Genomic DNA, 17,401 nt, shown 5'->3' with positions numbered 1-17,401 from the left:
ATGTCCCCCGGCGGCGCAGCTTCCCGATGCTGGTCGGCAGCGCCCTGGTCGCCATCGCGGCCGTGGCGGCGGGCTCGGGGCGGGCACCTGCGCCTGTGGCGCGGGCTCCCGGTTCACCGGCGCGACGGCGTGCGGGATGGCCGGATGGGTGTCCGACGTCAGCGAAACCACCACCGCCCCCGCCGCCACGGCCGCGATGGCGACCAGGGCGCTGCCGACCAGCATCGGGAAGCTGCGCCGCCGGGGCGCACCGAGGTCGTCGGCTACGTCGTCCACGGCGCTGTAGGCCAGCGCACCCAGGTCGGCGTTGCCGGTGACGTCGAGGTAGGTCGGGCTGAGCGCCCGCGGACTCACCTCGCCGGTGCCCGGGTCCAGCGAGTAGGCCAGGGCGGCCGTCGAGGCCGCGAACAGCGGCGCGTTCGCCGACGCCAGCGCCGCGCCACGGGCCAGCGCCATCTCGGGTTCCTCGGGCACGCTCACGTCCAGCGCGGTCGCCGCCTCGAGCGCGGCCTTGATCGCCGCCACATCGCTCCCGCGGCCCGTCCCACCCCCCACGACGAACAAGCCGTCGGCCTCCGACCCGGGCGCGTCGAGCCCGGCGACCATGCCGGACAGTTCGACCGCGGTGTCCCCCACCAGTTGCCGCCGGTGCAGGTCGACGATCGAACCGTCGGCGACGTCGACCACGGCCAGCGTCGCGCTGTCGGGCTCGACGAACAGCATCGCGACGTGTTCATAGCCGATCGACTGACCGACCGTCTGCGCCAACGCGGCCGCGGCCAGCAACGGGGACACCAGCATCACGCTGCCGACGTCGTGGGCGGCGACCGCCTCGCGCAGCTCGCGCGCCAGCGCGGGATCGGTCCACGTCACGCCCGTCGAGGTCAGCTGATAGCCACCCTCGACCGCGCCTTCCCGGGTGCCGACGATCGCGTCGATCACCCGCGCGGGCGCGCCGGCGTTCGCCGCATCCTGAGCCGGCGCGACCTCGAATTCGTCCTCTTCAACGGTGACACCGTCGGCATCCTGGCCCTCAATGAGCACCAGACGGACGGCGGTCGGAGCCATCGACACTCCGAGCACGATGTCCACTTTGCGCCTCCAAGGTCCTCTAGAAACTTTCGGAGCCCTCACGAGGGCAACCAAAAACAGACCCCGCCCGAACCGGGTGATACCACGCTACCCCCGTCAGGCCGGACGCGCTTGTGCCAATCGACCCTTGATCGACCCCGAATGATCCAGGTCACAGCGGTTTATTGACGGGTTCGCCGATTCAGTACCCCGGGCTCAGAAAGGGGTTCTGCGAGTTCCCCGGATACTGCGGATACGGCGGAGCCTGGGGCGCCTGCGGAGCCTGGCTCGCCGGGACCGGGACCGGTATCGGCACCGGTAGCAGCGGAACGTGAATCCACTGCGTCGTCATCGGCACCGTCGTCGTCGGGGTGGTCGACGGCGCCTCGGCTGTCCCAGCTGGTCATCGGAATGTGCGCCGTGGTCGCGATGACCGCGATCGGCGGCGTGGCCTACACCCTGACGGGCATCGAAAACCGCCAGGCACCGCCGGCGCCCACCGTCGCGCCCCTGCCCGCGCCGCCGGTCAGCTCCCTGGTGCCCAGCCCGGTGCCGCCGCCGCCGAAATCGAGCAGCCCGACCACTCCGGTCGCCGCCAGGCACAGCTCCGCGTTCGCCGCCGTCAGCGCCGCGATGGCATCGGAGACCAGGCGGGGCGCCATGCCGCTTCGCACGAAGCCCAGATGTGTTCGCAAGGCGTCGCGCAGCGCCTGCACGTTCGCGGGTTTCCAGTACGCGGGAACGGCAATCGAGATCTCCGAGGCCGCCGCGTCGGCCCCGGCGGCCCGCACCATGGCGTCCAGGGCTTCCACCGTGAGGAGGTCGGGGTCGTGCGCCGAGCCGTCGGGCGACACCAGCGCGACCGAGTCGCCGATACGCTCGATGAAGCCGCGCATCAGCACGCCTGGTTCGCTCAGCGGCGGATTCTCAGACGGCAGACCGATTTTCGGCGCGCAGTGCGGATACAGGGTCAGCACGGCGCGGCGTGAAACCGGCGGAGTTCCGTTACACGCAGCGACCAGGTTCGTGGTCCCGATCGACAACCCAACTGGGTCGTACATAGAGCGAATACCTTCGTCTACAGGGGTCGGTGGCCAGCGTTAACCATAGCCGCCGACACGCGGAAAGCCGATGGCTTGCAATGCCATTGGTATCCGCTCGATGTGAGAGCGTCATCGAATCGGGACCGGAAACCTATTGACAAACCGGCCAGATCGGGCGAAAGTGGCGCCGCGCTACACCACGGTCAGCGGCAGCGACCGCCTCGGCTGGAATTCGAACGACGACCCGCCACTGAATTTGGCCACCGACACCTCCGGCAGTTCGGCTGCGGCGGCGTCGGTTTCGAATAGCTCCGCGGTCCAGTCGGTGTCCGTGCCGTCGACCCGAACCGCAAGGCGCGGATCGACGGCGGTGGCGATCGCCTGCAGCGGCTGCACGGATGCCGGGGAGCACAGCGAGATCCAGGCGCCGTCGTCGTGCGCCGGCGACCGGTGCACGCTCAGCCGGTTGTCCGCGGTTTCGGCGACGACGTAGCCCGCCGGGTTGAGCAGCGGGTGCAACTCGAACACCTGTCGCGCTCCGTCGATCCCGCCCGGGAGGCCGAGCGCGCGGTGGATCCGCTCCGCCGCCAGCCCCGCCACCCCGGTCAGGCCGCGGGTGCCCACCGAGACGGCCTGGGCGTCGTCGGCGGCCCTCGCCCGCACGGCGATGGCGAACGACAGGTACAACAGGTGCATCTGCAGGCAGACCTCGTCGGCCATGCGGACCAGCGCCGAGTGCGAGAAGGCGCCGAAGTCGAGGTCGGACAGCAACGGTCCCGAGTAGTCGGCATGCCCCTCGTCGGAAGAATCGATGGGGTCCAATTCCCAAGTGGCGGCGCGGGTTCGGCGAACGATGTCGAGCGCCGGGATGCCCTGCGCCTCGGGGTGCGACTCGTCGATGGTGACGGTCCAGGCGCAATGCGGCTGCCGGTCCGCGGGCACCCGCGGCGGCCGGTGGATCGGGCGCATCTGCGCGCGGGGGTTGGTCGCGACCGCGGTGGCGTCGAAGGTCGGGTCCTCGATGGTGTGGCACATGCCGAAGACGTACTCGTCGCCCATCGGCTCCACGTCGAGCAGCGCCCCGCAGTGGTCGAGCTGGAATTCGCCGTGCCAGCGGTCGTGGACGGTGTAGCGGAAATCCATGAATTGGGGCGGCGCGCCGATGTCGAGCTGCAGACCCTTGAAGATGGTCGGCACGTCGACGCCCTCGTAGTTCAGCGCCCGCTGCATGCGCTTGGTGTAGACGGGGCTTGCGCCGGCCCACTCCTCGATGGCGATCTGCACCATCTCCTCGCGACCGAATTCCGTGATGCACCACGCCATGCCGGAGCGGTCGATCATGTGGCCGATCAACAACAGTTCGGGGACCAGGACGGAGAGCTCCTGACGGGACAACCGCGCGTAACGGGATCGGCTCACCGCCCAAAAATAGTCGGGTTTATGTTATAAAGTCAACAATGCCCTCATCCAGGTCCATTGCCCCCACCCGGCATACCAGCGCGCCGCGCAAGCGCGGCGATGACACGCGCAGCAAGATCATCGACGAGACGGTGCGCTGCATCGTGGAGGAAGGGTTCGCCGCCGCCACGGCCAAGCACGTGGCCGAACGGGCGGGCGTGACGTGGGGAGTCATCCAGTACCACTTCGGCGACCGCAACGGCATGCTGATGGCGGTCGTCGACGACGGCGTGGCCAGGCTGGTCGACAGCCTGTCGTCGGCCGACGTCAGCGAGCTTCCGCTGCGCGAGCGCATCGAGGTCGTCGTCGACACCGCGTGGAGCTGCTACAGCAGCCCGACGTCGATGGCGGCCTTCGAGATCCTGCGTGCCACCCGCGGCGGCCCGGGCGCGTCGTCGCGGCGCCACCTGCTCGAAATGAACTCCGCGATCGGCCAGCTCGGCCGGCTGATCACCGACGATCCGGCCAATGCCGGTGTCGCCGAGGTGATTTGGGCCGCCCTGCGGGGTGTGGTGCTGGCGCAGATGGTCACCGGGACCGCGGTCGACTGGAGCCTCGAACGACGCGCCCTGATCGACATGGTCACGCGTGTGCTGCAATGACGGCCCAGGACGTCGCGACATATAACCTACGCACACGAAACGCCGATCCGGTTCGCAACCGTTTATATCTCGGCGAAAGCCCACGCTCTCCTACTGACCGCGGGCGCCCTCAACGTGTGTGCTGCAATGACGGGATGACCCCTCACGATGCGGCAGCCGACGTCGAAGCGATCAAACGGCTGAAGTACCGCTACCTGCGCGCTCTCGACACCAAGCACTGGGACGACTTCGCCGACACGCTGGCCGAGGACATCAAGGCGGACTACGGCCCGTCGATCGGCAACGAGCTGCACTTCACCAACCGCGCCGACCTGGTGGAGTACATGCGCTCGTCGCTCGGGCCCAACGTCATCACCGAGCACCGGGTGACGCACCCGGAAATCGATGTCTCGGGCGACACCGCCTCGGGCAGCTGGTATCTGCAAGACCGGGTGATCGTGGCGGACTTCGACTTCATGCTGATCGGCGCGGCCTTCTACCGCGACTCCTACCGGCGCACCGACGCCGGCTGGAAGATCAGCGGAACCGGCTACGACCGGACCTACGACGCGACAATGTCGTTGGCGGGCCTGGACTTCAAGGTCAAGCCCGGCCGCGCCTTGGCATAACCCGGCCACCCTTCGCCGAGCGTGAAGTCAGTGCGAAAAAATCCCGAAAAAGTCGCCGCGTCTTCACGTTCGGCGAACCCGGCCCGGCCTAATACTTGCCGAACACCATGGCCACGTTGTGGCCGCCGAATCCGAACGAGTTGTTGATCGCGTACTCGTAGCTGCCGTGCCGCGGCTCGCCCGCGACCACGTCCAGGTCGATCTCCGGGTCGAGGTTTTCCAGGTTGAGGGTCGGCGGAACCACCTGGTCCCGCAGCGCGAGCACGGTCAGGATCGATTCCACCGCGCCGACCGCGCCCACCGAGTGGCCCAGCGCGGCCTTGGGCGCGTACACCGCCGCGTTGCCGCCGTGCGGACCCAGCGCGTTGTTGATGGCCCTGCCCTCGGCCACGTCGCCCACCGAGGTGCCGGTCGCGTGGGCGTTGACGTGGGCGATGTCGCCCGGGGTCAGGCCCGCCAGCTGGATCGCCCGGCTCATGGCGTGCCCGGCGCGCTCGCCGTTGGGGTCGGGGGCCACCATGTGGTAGCCGTCGGAGGTGATGCTGGCCCCCATCAGCCGGGCCAGGATGTTGGCGCCGCGGGCCTTGGCGTGCTCCTCGGTCTCGATCATCATCACCGCGCCGGCCTCGCCGAACACGAAGCCGGTCCGGTCCCGGTCGAACGGGCGGCACGCGCCCACCGGGTCGTCGTTCTTGGTGGACATCACGATCCGCATCTGGGCGAACGCGGCGATCGCGACCGCCTCGATCTTGACCTCGACGCCGCCGCAGACCGCGACGTCGGCCTCGCCGAACACGATGCTGCGCCAGGCCTGGGCGATGCCCTCGGAACCCGACGCGCACGCGGACACCGGGGTGAGGACCCCGGCGCGGGCGTGCCGCTCCAGCCCGACGGCCGCGGCGGCGCCGTTGGGCATGTACTTCTGCACCGCGAGCGGCGACACCGCCTTCATCCCGCGGGCGCGCAGGTCGTCGTAGCTGAAGACGATCTGCTCGGCCGAGCCCAGACCCGTGCCGATGGACACCATCAACCGGTTCGGGTCGACCTCGGGCGAGCCGGCGTTCTCCCACACCCGGCGGCTGAGGATGGTGGACATCCGCTGCAGGTAGCCCATCCGGTGCCGTTCGGCGCGCGTCAGCCCCTCGTCGAACTCCTCCAGCAGGTGTCCGCCGATGCGCACCGGCAGGTCGTAGTGCTCGACGAAGGAGTCGTCGAGGGTTCGGATGCCGCTTTGGCGGTCCAGCAGCAACTTCCAGGTGGTTTCCGCGTCAGTTGCCAACGCGGTCGTCATGGCGATGCCGGTGACAACCACGTTCGGCAGCGTTTTCCCGGTAACCAGCTCTGTCATTGCGAAAGGCGCCTTCCGTGCTCGGGTACTTCACGCAAGCGTCGCCCACGTCAGCGAATCATGCAAACACCACGCCGCCGGCGGGGTTATTTGGTAATCGCGATCACCGCGCCGGGCCGCAGCCAGCGGATGATCGACACCAGCGTGGGGTCGTCGATCGCGACGCAGCCCTCGGTGGGGGCGCCGTCGGTGGTGTGGAAGAAGAACGCCGAGCCGCCGCCGGGCACCTTGTTCTTGTTGACGCCCATCACCACCGCGTGCTTGTACTGCGGGATTTGCAGGTTCTCGCTGGCGGCCGTGCTGAACGGGCACTGCGCCTTCTGGCAGACCTGCATGCTGTTGAAGGTGGGGCTGTGGTCGTCGCCGCTCCACCAGTGGTTGGGTCCGACCTGCGTATAGGGCAGTCCCCCACCGGGATTCGGCGCGGTGCCGAAGGCCGAGTCAAGGGTGTACACGCCCATCGGCGTCGCCGGGACACCGCTGCGGGCCTGCGGCGCCATGCCCGCGGAGCCGACGTGGGTCGGGATGCCCGTCTTGAGGGTTTGCCAACCGGCCGCGGTGCGCTGATAGATGTCCATCGTCGCGTTGGAACCGCCGGTGCTGACCACCGAAACCACCTGCGTCGCGTTGCCGACGGAGTTCGCGAACCAGGGGCTGGCCGCGCCGCTGACGGGTGCCAGCAGCACCGCGGCGACGATCAGGCACGCCACCGCGCACAGCGAAGCGAGCAGCCGGCGCATGGATTCAATCGTCGGGCGACGCGAACCTCGGGGTCAAGTAAAGCTTTAGACCCGGTTGGATAACCGCGCCGTGACAACCGGCGCGTGGTCGGCCGGCGCGCTCGCGAAAGGCCGAAACACCAACAGGCACAACAGGAAATAGAGGTATCCCAGCGACCACCCCGCCAGCACGTCGGACGGATAGTGCACGTTCAGCGCCACCCTGGCGATCCCGACCAACAGCAGGCTGAGCGCCGTCAATACCACCGCGACGCGGCCGAGCGGGCGGCTCAGCAGCGGCAGCGCGAAGACGAGCATGGCGAGCAACGCGGACGTCGCCTCCAGCGCGTGCCCCGACGGAAAAGACCAGGAGGGCGCCGCCACCAGCATGGTCGACGGCCGGGGACGGTCCACCAGGCCCTTGGCCGCCCACGTCACCAGCCCGCTGAGCGGCGCACAGGCGAACAGCACGAGCGCGGCCCGCACGTGGCGCCGCACCAGCGCGACCACCGCCGCCACCATCCCCAGCAGCCGCAACGTGACCGGCCCCAGCGCGAACGACACCGCGTCCCACCAACTCACCCACATCGGGTGCTTGACGCCGATCTCGTGGGCGGGATTCAACAACGACCCGTCGAGGCGCTGCGGCCAAGCCCAGTGCCGACAATAGCCCACCCACAGGACGGCGTAGATGAGCGCGGCGGCCAGGGCGACGCCCACGGCCCAGCCGGTCCGGGGGCGGGTCATCCCTCAACCGATACCAGCACCGCCCCGGCGGCGTCGCCGCGGCCGGTCATACTGGCGTCATGGCGGTCTTCGTCCGCAGGTTGTTCGGCATCGGCAAGCTGCCCGCCGACCTGCATGCGCAGGTCGAGGCGGAGGGCCTGCTCTACCTCGCCGACTATGTCGCGGTGACCCGGCGCTTCAAGGGAACCATCCCCGGCGTCCGGTTGCCGCACAGCGTCGCCAGCTACGTCGGCTCGCTGGCGTTCACCTCGGAGCGGGTGCTCGCGACGCTGTCGATGCTGCCCAAGCTGGCCGGGCCGACCGTCGACGCGCGCTGGGACGCACCCCAGACCGGCGCGGCCAAGGTCGAGATCTCGTCGACCGGTTTGCAGGTGCACGTCGATGTCGCCGGGGTCGACCCGAAGTTCAGCGGCGAACTGTCGCTGCACTACAAGGCGGCCATCCCGGCCGACGTGCTGGCCGGCCTGCCGCGGCGGTCCCTGGCCTTCGAGATGCCGCCCGAATACGTCTTCCGGGCGGTTGGCGTCACCTATTCTCCGTGATGGTCATCCGCGGCCAGGGTGGCTGCCGCAGCACCGCCAGGGTGCCGATCACCGCCGCGAGCAGGCCGGTGAGCACCCCGATCAGCGCGATCCGGTTCTGATCGACGGCGGGCACCCAGCGGGCCTCGCCCCCACGCACGACGAACACGCCCAGCGGTTTGGCGACGGGGATCACGGTGGCGCCGTCGGCGGTCCGATACGGCTCCGCGAAGCCGCGCCCCTGGGAAGGCGACTGGTCGAGTACGTCGGAAAGCTTCATGGCGCGCTCCTTTCTGGGCTCGTCCCGGGTTCACGCTAACGCCGATTTCCTACGATGGCGGGTGTGACCGAACCGGCCTTCAGCCCCGAGGAGCGGCGGGCCGTGTATCGGGTGATCTCCGAGCGGCGCGACATGCGCCGGTTCTCACCGGGCGGCGTGGTCCACGAGGAGGTGTTGGCGCGGTTGTTGCAGGCCGCGCACGCCGCACCCAGCGTCGGGCTGATGCAGCCATGGCGGTTCATCAGGATCACCGACGACTCGCTGCGCCGACGCATCCACGCCCTGGTCGACGAAGAGCGTCCGCGCACGGCGGCGGCGTTGGGAGAACGGGCCGAGGAGTTCTTGGCGCTCAAGGTCGAGGGAATCCTGGAGTGCGCCGAGCTTTTCGTGGCGGCCCTGTGCGACAACCGCGACAGCCACGTCTTCGGCCGGCGGACGTTACCGCAGATGGACCTCGCGTCGGTGTCGTGCGCAATCCAGAACCTGTGGCTGGCGGCGCGCGCCGAAGGCCTTGGCATGGGCTGGGTTTCCCTGTTCGACCCGCAACGGTTGGCCGCGCTGCTGGCGATGCCCGCCGACGCCGAACCGGTGGCGATCCTCTGTCTGGGCCCGGTGCCCGAGTTCCCCGACCGGCCGGCCCTGGAGCTCGACGGGTGGGCGTATGGACGGCCACTGCCGGAGTTCGTGTCCGAGAACGAGTGGGAATCGCGCCGAGCCTAACGCCCGGTGGACGCAAACGGCCTGCGGTATCGTCGCCGGTCGAGGTGACGGTATGACGGGCGAAGATGCCAGATGACGGTTAAAGACAACCTGCTGATCGTGCACTGGCACGACCTGGGGCGATATCTGGGTGCCTACGGCCACCCGGACGTGTCCAGCCCGCGACTGGACCGGCTTGCCGACGAGGGCATCCTGTTCACCCGGGCCCACGCCACGGCGCCGCTGTGCTCGCCGTCGCGCGGATCGCTGTTCACCGGGCGCTACCCGCAGAGCAACGGGCTGGTCGGACTGGCCCACCACGGCTGGGAGTATCGCAGCGGTGTGCGGACGCTGCCCCAGATGCTCTCCGAATCGGGTTGGTACTCCGCCCTTTTCGGCATGCAACACGAGACGTCCTACCCGAAACGTCTGGGCTTCGACGAGTTCGACGTGTCCAACTCCTACTGCGAGTACGTGGTCGAACGCGCCGAGGAATGGCTGCGGGACAGCGTCGAGAACCTTGCGGGCCAACCGTTCCTGTTGACCGCGGGCTTCTTCGAGACGCACCGGCCCTACCCGCACGACCGCTATGAGCCCGCCGACGCCGCGCAGGTCGACCCGCCCGACTACCTGCCCGACACCCCCGACGTTCGCGGCGACCTCGCCGACTTCTACGGCGCCATCACCACGGCCGACACCGCCGTCGGCCGGCTGCTCGACGCGCTGGCCGAAACCGGGCTGGACGACAGCACCTGGGTGGTGTTCTTCACCGATCACGGGCCGGCGTTCCCGCGCGCGAAATCCACGCTGTACGACGCCGGAACCGGCATCGGCATGATCATCCGGCCCCCGGCGAGACGGGCGGTGCCGCCCCACGTCTACGACGAGCTGTTCAGCGGCGTCGATCTGGTGCCGACGCTGCTCGGGCTGCTGGGCGTGCATGTGCCGGCCGACGTCGAGGGGGTGTCACACGCCGGCGCGCTGCTGGCGCCGGGCCCGCGCGGCGAAGCGGTCCGCGACCAGGTGTTCACGATGAAGACCTACCACGATTCGTTCGACCCCATTCGTGCGATTCGCACCAAGGACTACAGCTACATCGAAAACTACGCGGCGCGTCCGCTTCTCGACCTGCCGCTGGACATCCAGGAAAGCCCGTCGGGGCACGCGGTGGCTCCGTTCATCACGGGCCCGCGCCCGGAGCGCGAACTCTACGATCTGCGAACCGATCCGACCGAGACCGACAACCTGCTGACGGGTGACGCGGGCCCCGACGCGGACATCGAGGCGATCGCGGCGGATCTGGCTGTGCGCCTGCATGATTGGCGTCAGCGCACCGGCGACGTCATACCGTCGGAGTTCGCCGGCTACCGCATCGCCCTGCGTTACACCGAGACCTATCTGCAGATACACCGCATTAGGCCGAGCAGCCGGTCGGCGATCGCCGCCGACCGTGGCATCGCGGAGTAGGCCGCCACTAGCCGCCGGAGCGCTGGGCGCCGCCGACCTCGGCGACGATGAACACCCGCCGGAACGGGAAGATCGTCGTGCCGTCGGCGCGGGGCGGGTACGCGTCGTCGAGCAGCGGGATGAGCTCCTGGCGAAACTGCTCCCACGCCGCGTCGTCGAGCCGCTCGCGCACCGGCACCAGCGCGGTGCCGGTGATCCATTCCAGCACCGGGTTCGCACCGGTCAGCTGATGCAGGTAGGTGCTCTCCCAGACGTCGATCTTGCATCCGGCGTCGAGCAGCAGATTGGCGTAATTCATGGGCGGCTGGACCACCGCTCCGACCCGAAAGGGTATGTCGCGCATGAGTTTTGCGTAGGGCTCGCGGCGGGCCAGCGTACGCACCGTGGCATGGGACGGGGTTTCGAAGTTGCCGGGCATCTGCACGCCGATCCACGAGCCCGGCGCGAGCTGCCCGGCCCACCGCACCAGCAGGTCGGCGTGCTCGGGCACCCAATGCAGGGCGGCGTTGCAGATCACCACGTCGGTGTCGGCCTTGGGCTTCCAGTCCCGCAAGTCGCCGATGGTGGCGTCGATTCCGCGTTCCTTGGCCGCGGCGACCATCTCCGGTGAGCTGTCCACCGCCTCGATCACGGCTTCCGGCCAGCGCCGGGCCAGGTACTTGGTCAGGTGGCCCGGGCCGCAGCCCAGGTCGACCACCCGGCGCGCCTGGTTTGCGCCCACCCGCGACACCAGGTCGTAGAACGGGCGGCTGCGATGGTCAGCAAAGGCCAGATAGACATCGGGATCCCACATGTCGGTCCTCCTGATCAACACCAGCACGGGTCGGGCTGATTAGGTAAACCGTATTACCGCATGCGGCCACGGCGCCGACCGAGTGGGCGATAGCATCGCGTTTGTGACGCAGCGCGACCCGGATCCGGTCAATCCCCCGGTCCCCGTTCCGGACGTGCCCGGTGCCGACGTGCCGCCCGGCGCCGCCGGATTGCCGCCGCGCTCCGCGCTGTCGCCCCGTCAGCGAATGGTCGTCGAGGCGGCCGCCATCTCCGATCTCGCGCTGCGCACCGCGGTCGCGTCGGTACTGACCACCACGGTCACGCCGGCCGTGCTCGCCACGGCCGCGCGCGCCGGCAGCGAACGCGACAGCCTGCGCTTCTACGCCGAGCTCGGTGCGGAACGCGATCCGGCGAAGTCGTTTCCGGCGCCCACCGACGTGCCCACGGTCTCGTCGCGGCCGGCCAACCGGCTCGCGGAGTGGATCGCACACGGCGCCGTCGACAACATCTCGTTCCCCAGCAGCTTCCGGGCGATCAACCCCGACTTGCGGACGCGGTGGAGTGCCTTGTCCGCCAACAACATCGTGCACGCCCAACACTGGCGTCACGGCGACGGACCGCATCCCACGCTGTGCGTCATCCACGGCTTCATGGGGTCGTCGTACCTGGCCAACGGGCGGTTCTTCACGCTGCCGTGGTACTACCGGTCCGGTTACGACGTCCTGATGTATACCCTGCCCTTTCACGGCCCGCGAGCCGAAAGGTATTCGCCCTTCAGCGGTTTCGGCTATTTCGCCGGCGGCCTCAGCGGTTTCGCCGAAGCGATGGCGCAGGCCGTGCACGACTTCCGGTCCATCATCGACTACCTGCGCCACACCGGGGTCGAGCGCATCGCGCTGACCGGGATCTCACTGGGCGGTTACACCTCCGCGCTGGTGGCTTCGGTCGACGACCGGCTGGAGGCCGTGATTCCCAACTGCCCGGTCGTGACGCCGGCGACGATGTTCGACGAATGGTTCCCGGCCAACAAGCTCATGGGGCTGGGACTGCGGATGTCCGGGATCAGCCGCGACGAGCTCATCGCCGGGCTGTCGTATCACTCCCCGCTGAACTACCGGCCGCTCCTGCCCAAGGACCGCCGGATGATCATCACCGGCCTCGGTGACCGGATGGCCCCGCCGGGGCAGGCGGTCACGCTGTGGGAGCACTGGAATCGCTGTGCGCTGCACTGGTTTCCCGGCAGCCACGTGCTGCACGTCAGCCAGCTGGACTACCTGCGGCGGATGACGGAGTTTTTGCGCGGGGTCATGTTCTAGAGCGTCGGAGCTGACGACTCACGAGGCCAGCGGTGCCCGGTGCGCGCCGGCCGCGGGCGTGGGCCAGTCCAGCCGCTCCAGGAGGCCGGCGGGTTCTCCGGCGTGCCCGTCAAGCCGTTGCGTGGACGACAGATCCAGCGCCGCCAGCGCGGGCCGGTGATTTCCCCGTTGCGGGATGAGCCCGGGCAGCGGCGCCCGCGCCGCGGGGGGCGTGTCGGTGAGAAACGCACAGGCTGCCGCGACGGTGCGGTGCGCCTTGTCGCCGGCGATCTCCAGCGCCGTGCAGGTCTCGCGCACCGGGTGCGACCGGATCGCCTCCAGCGTGTCGGCCAATCCGTCGTCGACGCGGACCTGATAAGCCGCAACGTAATCCGAGTCGCCGCGCTGCACACCCCGCCAGGTCTCGCGCGCGTTCGGCGCCAGCAGCCGCGGGACATCGTCGGGCGCGACGCTGCCGGCGTCCCAGCCGGTCTCGCGGAGGTGGTCGGCCAGCCGGCGCGCGGCCACCTGGGCCGTCTCGGCCAGCGGGATCCGCGACGAGCGCGCCTGCAGCGCCGCCAGGTTGTCGACCGCCGACACCGTGAGCCCGATCCAGGTCTGGCGCCTCGACGCGTCGGATGTGTTGTCGCGGCTGGTGATTCGGATCTTGTCGGCGCGGATGCCGTAGCGGTCCAGGTACTCCGCGATCAGCGGCAGCGGGAGCACATCGGAGTCGCCGAGCGGCGGCCCGAGGCGCAGCAGGGCGGTTACTGCCGTGGCAGAGCCCGATTCGGGTACGAACCCGCTGCTGCGGCGCGACATCGCCAGGCGGCGGCGCAGGATCGTGGTGAGGTAAAGGCCGTGCCACCACGCGAACAACACGATCACGACGGCCGCCGCGACGCCGAGTACCCAGTAGTCGCGCGGCGATCGCCAGGGGTACGCCAGCACGGCGGGCACGACGGCCAGCAGCGCCAGCGTGATTCTGCCCCGGCCCGGAATCGGTATCGAGCTGCTCACGGGGTGGTCTCCTTCTTTCGGACGATGGCGGTGATCGCGGCGGCGGCCGCCACGACCAAGGCGAGCGCGGCGGTTCCGGCGAACGCGACCGTCCGCGGTGTGGTGTCCGTGGGGGTGGGCGCGGGCGGAACGGCGACGGGCCTCACCGCGCCCGGATCGGGATGGTTGCCGGTAGGCAGGTCCCACGTCAGCGCGGCCACCGGGTCCACGGCACCGGCGCCGACGAGGTTGGACGGCGCCCGGGCCCCGTTGTGCGCGGTCGCGGTGATGCGCTGGACCACCTGCGCCGCGGTCAGTTGCGGATACTTGCCGCGCACCAGCGCCGCGACGCCCGACACGTAGCCGGCCGCGTAGCTGGTGCCGCTCAGGGCGACCAGGTGCTGGTGCTCGTCGGGCAGGCCATTGGCAAGACCGGCAAGGCCGCCGCCGTCGCGGTTGCTCACCGACACGATGTTTTCGCCGGGCGCCGCGACGCCCACCCACGGCCCGGCCATGGTGAATTTCGAGGGCTGGGCGTCCGGCGTCAGCGACCCCGTCGACAGCACGTAGGGCTGCCACCACGACGGGACGGAGACCGACGTGACGCCGGCCCAGTTCCGCGGGTCGTCCGGCCGCCCGAGGTCGGTGAGCGGGTTGGAGTCACACGCCGTTCCCGAGGCGACGGATCCGGCCGGTCCGGTGTTGCCCGCGGCGGCCACCAGCACCGCGTCCTTGTCCACCGCCGCGTAGCGGATCGCCGCCCCGAGCGCGGCCTGGTCGACCGTCCGGTCGGCGGGCACGCAGGTGATGGCGGAGACGTTGATCACCCGGGCGCCGAGGTCGGCCGCGTGCACGATCGCCCGCGCCAGCGTCGCGACGTCGAGGGATGCCCTGGCCAGTAGCGGATCTCCGCCCGGCGTGCGCGGCGAGAACTTCGCGGACGTCATCCTGATCGACAGCACCCGCGCCCCGGGCGCCACCCCGGAGAACCCGTCGTCACCGGGCTGGCCGGCGATGATGCCGGCCACCAGGGTGCCGTGCCCGTCGCAGTCGGTCAGGCCGTCGGTCGTCTCGACGAAGTCGCCGCCGGGGTCGACGTTGGGCAGCCGCTGGCTCGGCCGGACCCCCGTGTCGATGACCGCCACCAGTTGGCCTTCGCCGCGGGAAAACTGCCACGCCGCAGGAAGATTGAGCATCGCCTGGCTGGGCGTCACCGCCGCCGGGTCGCTGCCCGGGATGACTCCGGAGGTGCTGCACGGGCCGCGCTGTTCCATCGGCTGCCCGGGCCCCGGGGTCCCGCTAGGCGGTGCCACGCCCGGGTCCACCTTCGGCTGGTCGATGGCGATCGCAGCCGGACAGGTCCACATCATGGCCGCCAAAGCGGCCGTGGCGCAGGCGAATCCGGCCCTCATCATCGATTGAGCACCCAGGCGAACAGACCGACCAGGTAGGCCATCACGGGAATCAGCGAGGCGTCGAGGCCGGCCGCGACGAAGCCCACCAGCCGCCGCAGCGGAAGCGAATAGCTTTCCGGCGAGGCGATGCCCGGGTTCAGCGCCACCACCACCCACACCAAGGACAGCGCGACGAGCACCACGGCCGCGCCCAGGGCGGCAGGGTAACGCCCCGTCGCCGTGTAGAGCACCAGGAGGACACCCGCCACCAGGTACGGCTGAGCGAGCAGCCAGGCCTTGCAGGCGGCCGAATCCCACACCCGGGCGCGCAGGACGGACGCCGCCGCGGTCGCCGCGACCACGTACCAGCCCGCGCTCGCCAATGCCTCGGGGCGCAGCGCGATCGCCACCGAACCCAGGACGCTGAGCAGCACGGCGCCGGCGATGAATCCGCTCTGATGGGCGTCGCCGATCCGCACCCGCCGCGGCAGGTCCTCGAGCACGCGCAGTGACGGCGCCGACGGGGTGGGATCGCCGGGCGCCGGGATGACCGGCAGCGGGAAGCGCGCCCACAGGGCGGACAGCTGGGCCGCCTCGACGGTGACCAGCAGCGCCGCGGTGATCAACCCGCACCCGATGCTCAAAACCGGTACTTGCCAAAGCAATTCGGTGCCAGCGGCCAGCAACACGCCGGCTCCGGTCACCGCGGTCGTGGTGAACACACCGACGACACGTTCACGCTGCGGCCCGGGAACCATCAAGGCGATGAGCGACCACGCGGTGACGCCGGCCGCGGCCAGCATCAGTTGGGCGGACCCGAATTTGCCGGGCACCGCCAGCGCCAGGGCGGCCGCGATCGGCACCAGCGCCGCAACCGACAGCGCCATCCCCGTGCGCACCGAACGCGGCGTGACCAGCAAGCCGGCGAGGGCGGTGAGCGCGGCGATCACGCCGACCGCGACCAGCCCGGACGGCGCGCCGGTGGCGACCCGGTAGCTGACTCCCAGCCCCGTCGCCAGGAATGCCACGACGATCGCCGCGGCCAGCGCCCCGAGCCGGATATCGGCGATGCCCCATGGCCTAAGCCGGGAGGTCGAGAAGATCATGGCGGCGTCGGCGATGTCCTCGACGATGCCCGGCGCGGCGGGCCCGACGGGCATGGGCTGCAGCGCCAGCAGGTCGCCGTCGACGACTCCGACGGTGTCCAGGCTGGCGTCCAGGCTGAACGGCGCGCCGCCGATGGGCGCCAGGCTCAGGTGGGCAGCCGCGCCGGTGTCGAAGGCGTCCTCCGCGTCACCGTTCGTCGCTGAGGAGCCCGCCAAACGCTTGACCGCGGGCAGGATCTCGCGCAGCGGTAGCTCGGTCGGCAGGGCCATCTCCGTCAGCCTGGTGTTCGCGAGGATAGCCACCCGGACGATCGGCATGACGGCGCCGGACGTCACCGGGCCCTCGAAGAATGCTCGGTCCGTTCCTGGGACATGGTTCTCTCTTCTCTATCTCGATGGTTATGCGTGTTGGGCGGAGAAATCTCGGTACAGCCGCTGGCCGGCGAACCAGTTGTCGTCCGGCAAGAGGGCGGTCAGTTGTTCGACGGCGACGGCGACGGCAATCGGGGTCCCTGGGCTGAATGTCGACACCCACTCGCCGTCGAACGCGCGGGACGGGCTGACCAGCACCCGGCCCGCGGTGGTGTCGACGATGCTCATCCCGACCTCGGTGGTCGAGTGCCGCCCGTCCCGTCGGCAGCCGGCGACGATTTCGACATAGCTGCGCAGGCCGGTGAACACCGACTCCACCACCGGTCGTGCCGATTTCGGGATACCCAGGTAGTCAAGGACTTCCGATAGGGAAGCGCCGGACCGCAGCCGTTCGTCGGCGCGTGCCCCGACGCGCATCGGCATGCTGAAGTCGTCGAATCGCGCCGGCGCCCGCTGCGCCAGGCCGACACCGAGGACCGGAACCAGCGCCCGAGGGTCGTCGATGTTCATGGCGGTGAAGGTGATCAGCTGCGCGCTGCGCAACGCCACGACGGTCTTAGCCGTTGCACCGCCGCGCTGCGCGACCACGCCGCGCAGCAGCTCCGCCGAGCCGGTGGCGTTGGCGGGCCCCACGTATCGCAGGTCGAGCCACCGGTCCGGAAAGCACACCACCCTGATCCAGTCGGCGACCGCCGAGTTGACGACACCGTCGTCCGACACCAGACCCATCCGGATCAGGTCGGCCTGCTGCCCTTCGAGGAACGCTTTACGCTGCGCGGTGTCGGAATAGGGCGGGGTGATCGCGAGTACCCACGGGAAGCTGCCGGCCCCAATGGTTTCCGCGATGAACCACGCCTGATCGACCGTCAGCTCGACGGCGTTGGGTGCTGAGTTCATT

The 17,401-nt window shown here is 69.8% G+C and carries 17 protein-coding genes and 1 pseudogene; 6 read left to right on the top strand and 12 right to left on the bottom strand.

Going from position 1 to position 17,401, the window contains the following annotated elements:
• The 3 genes and pseudogenes from A5705_RS05620 to A5705_RS05610 all read right to left on the bottom strand — a co-directional run.
• On the bottom strand, nt 1-1,092 hold a 1,092-nt coding region (locus A5705_RS05620; RefSeq protein WP_068276064.1), incomplete at its 3' end, for a hypothetical protein.
• 527 nt (nt 1,093-1,619) lie between these two features.
• Nucleotides 1,620-2,132 (bottom strand): annotated as a pseudogene (locus tag A5705_RS05615) (hypothetical protein); the annotation flags it as partial.
• 174 nt (nt 2,133-2,306) lie between these two features.
• Nucleotides 2,307-3,533, bottom strand: coding sequence for a hypothetical protein (locus A5705_RS05610; protein WP_068276058.1), 1,227 nt, complete (start codon nt 3,531-3,533; stop codon nt 2,307-2,309).
• A 38-nt stretch (nt 3,534-3,571) separates the two neighbouring features.
• Between A5705_RS05610 and A5705_RS05605 the strand changes: the two genes are divergently transcribed.
• Both A5705_RS05605 and A5705_RS05600 read left to right on the top strand, forming a co-directional pair.
• Nucleotides 3,572-4,174, top strand: coding sequence for a TetR/AcrR family transcriptional regulator (locus A5705_RS05605; RefSeq protein ID WP_068276055.1), 603 nt, complete (start codon nt 3,572-3,574; stop codon nt 4,172-4,174).
• A 116-nt stretch (nt 4,175-4,290) separates the two neighbouring features.
• A complete protein-coding gene (locus A5705_RS05600; RefSeq protein ID WP_067882039.1) occupies nt 4,291-4,782 on the top strand; it encodes a nuclear transport factor 2 family protein in 492 nt (163 codons plus the stop codon).
• Between the two features lie 88 nt (nt 4,783-4,870).
• Here the strand turns inward: A5705_RS05600 and kasB are convergent, their stop codons facing one another.
• The 3 genes from kasB to A5705_RS05585 form a co-directional block, all read right to left on the bottom strand.
• Nucleotides 4,871-6,130 carry a 3-oxoacyl-ACP synthase KasB gene (gene kasB / locus A5705_RS05595; RefSeq protein WP_067882041.1) on the bottom strand — a complete coding sequence of 420 codons (1,260 nt, stop codon included), beginning with the start codon at nt 6,128-6,130 and terminating at the stop codon, nt 4,871-4,873.
• 86 nt (nt 6,131-6,216) lie between these two features.
• Entirely contained in the window at nt 6,217-6,870 is a 654-nt protein-coding gene (locus A5705_RS05590; RefSeq protein WP_067882044.1) for a L,D-transpeptidase, read from the bottom strand.
• A gap of 45 nt (nt 6,871-6,915) precedes the next feature.
• Nucleotides 6,916-7,596 carry a phosphatase PAP2 family protein gene (locus A5705_RS05585; protein WP_068276052.1) on the bottom strand — a complete coding sequence of 227 codons (681 nt, stop codon included), beginning with the start codon at nt 7,594-7,596 and terminating at the stop codon, nt 6,916-6,918.
• Nucleotides 7,597-7,655: 59 nt separating this feature from the next.
• Between A5705_RS05585 and A5705_RS05580 the strand changes: the two genes are divergently transcribed.
• Nucleotides 7,656-8,138: a hypothetical protein gene (locus tag A5705_RS05580; protein ID WP_067882050.1), complete on the top strand. Its 483-nt coding sequence runs from the start codon at nt 7,656-7,658 to the stop codon at nt 8,136-8,138.
• Here the strand turns inward: A5705_RS05580 and A5705_RS05575 are convergent.
• Nucleotides 8,122-8,397, bottom strand: coding sequence for a hypothetical protein (locus tag A5705_RS05575; protein ID WP_068276049.1), 276 nt, complete (start codon nt 8,395-8,397; stop codon nt 8,122-8,124). The two genes, A5705_RS05580 and A5705_RS05575, sit on opposite strands and share 17 nt — an antisense overlap.
• A gap of 54 nt (nt 8,398-8,451) precedes the next feature.
• Here A5705_RS05575 and bluB point away from each other — a divergent pair, with 54 nt between their 5' ends.
• Entirely contained in the window at nt 8,452-9,117 is a 666-nt protein-coding gene (gene bluB / locus A5705_RS05570; protein ID WP_067882056.1) for a 5,6-dimethylbenzimidazole synthase, read from the top strand.
• A gap of 72 nt (nt 9,118-9,189) precedes the next feature.
• Nucleotides 9,190-10,563 carry a sulfatase gene (locus A5705_RS05565; RefSeq protein WP_068276046.1) on the top strand — a complete coding sequence of 458 codons (1,374 nt, stop codon included), beginning with the start codon at nt 9,190-9,192 and terminating at the stop codon, nt 10,561-10,563.
• 7 nt (nt 10,564-10,570) lie between these two features.
• Here A5705_RS05565 and A5705_RS05560 read toward each other — a convergent pair whose 3' ends face one another.
• Nucleotides 10,571-11,356, bottom strand: a complete 786-nt coding sequence (locus A5705_RS05560; RefSeq protein WP_068276043.1) for a trans-aconitate 2-methyltransferase — start codon at nt 11,354-11,356, stop codon at nt 10,571-10,573.
• A gap of 103 nt (nt 11,357-11,459) precedes the next feature.
• Here A5705_RS05560 and A5705_RS05555 point away from each other — a divergent pair, with 103 nt between their 5' ends.
• On the top strand, nt 11,460-12,653 hold the full coding sequence (locus A5705_RS05555) for a S9 family peptidase (RefSeq protein WP_068276077.1): 1,194 nt from the start codon (nt 11,460-11,462) through the stop codon (nt 12,651-12,653).
• An 18-nt stretch (nt 12,654-12,671) separates the two neighbouring features.
• Here the strand turns inward: A5705_RS05555 and eccE are convergent, their stop codons facing one another.
• The 4 genes from eccE to A5705_RS05535 form a co-directional block, all read right to left on the bottom strand.
• Nucleotides 12,672-13,652, bottom strand: coding sequence for a type VII secretion protein EccE (gene eccE, locus A5705_RS05550; RefSeq protein ID WP_082956315.1), 981 nt, complete (start codon nt 13,650-13,652; stop codon nt 12,672-12,674).
• Nucleotides 13,649-15,046, bottom strand: coding sequence for a type VII secretion-associated serine protease mycosin (mycP, locus tag A5705_RS05545; RefSeq protein WP_068276040.1), 1,398 nt, complete (start codon nt 15,044-15,046; stop codon nt 13,649-13,651). Before mycP ends, eccE begins: the two co-directional genes overlap by 4 nt.
• A complete protein-coding gene (gene eccD / locus A5705_RS05540; RefSeq protein WP_156763043.1) occupies nt 15,043-16,449 on the bottom strand; it encodes a type VII secretion integral membrane protein EccD in 1,407 nt (468 codons plus the stop codon). The genes mycP and eccD overlap by 4 nt, the downstream gene beginning before the upstream one ends.
• Before the next feature lie 81 nt (nt 16,450-16,530).
• Complete coding sequence (locus A5705_RS05535) at nt 16,531-17,400, bottom strand: ESX secretion-associated protein EspG (protein WP_068276034.1); 870 nt, start codon at nt 17,398-17,400, stop codon at nt 16,531-16,533.
• Nucleotide 17,401: the final 1 nt, after the last annotated feature.

Origin of the sequence: Mycobacterium sp. E787 (assembly GCF_001668725.1) — a bacterium.
Taxonomy (GTDB): Bacteria; Actinomycetota; Actinomycetes; order Mycobacteriales; family Mycobacteriaceae; genus Mycobacterium.
The sequence above is the reverse complement of the archived record's forward strand: the minus strand, read 5'-3'. Positions and strand labels throughout refer to the sequence as shown.

Coding starts and splice junctions, on each gene's coding strand:
- A5705_RS05605 (WP_068276055.1), top strand. CDS start 3,572: ATGCCCTCATCCAGGTCCATTGCCCCCACCCGGCATACCAGCGCGCCG.
- kasB (WP_067882041.1), bottom strand. CDS start 6,130: ATGACAGAGCTGGTTACCGGGAAAACGCTGCCGAACGTGGTTGTCACC.
- A5705_RS05590 (WP_067882044.1), bottom strand. CDS start 6,870: ATGCGCCGGCTGCTCGCTTCGCTGTGCGCGGTGGCGTGCCTGATCGTC.
- A5705_RS05585 (WP_068276052.1), bottom strand. CDS start 7,596: ATGACCCGCCCCCGGACCGGCTGGGCCGTGGGCGTCGCCCTGGCCGCC.
- A5705_RS05580 (WP_067882050.1), top strand. CDS start 7,656: ATGGCGGTCTTCGTCCGCAGGTTGTTCGGCATCGGCAAGCTGCCCGCC.
- A5705_RS05575 (WP_068276049.1), bottom strand. CDS start 8,397: ATGAAGCTTTCCGACGTACTCGACCAGTCGCCTTCCCAGGGGCGCGGC.
- bluB (WP_067882056.1), top strand. CDS start 8,452: ATGGCGGGTGTGACCGAACCGGCCTTCAGCCCCGAGGAGCGGCGGGCC.
- A5705_RS05565 (WP_068276046.1), top strand. CDS start 9,190: ATGACGGTTAAAGACAACCTGCTGATCGTGCACTGGCACGACCTGGGG.
- A5705_RS05560 (WP_068276043.1), bottom strand. CDS start 11,356: ATGTGGGATCCCGATGTCTATCTGGCCTTTGCTGACCATCGCAGCCGC.
- mycP (WP_068276040.1), bottom strand. CDS start 15,046: ATGATGAGGGCCGGATTCGCCTGCGCCACGGCCGCTTTGGCGGCCATG.
- eccD (WP_156763043.1), bottom strand. CDS start 16,449: ATGCCGATCGTCCGGGTGGCTATCCTCGCGAACACCAGGCTGACGGAG.
- A5705_RS05535 (WP_068276034.1), bottom strand. CDS start 17,400: ATGAACTCAGCACCCAACGCCGTCGAGCTGACGGTCGATCAGGCGTGG.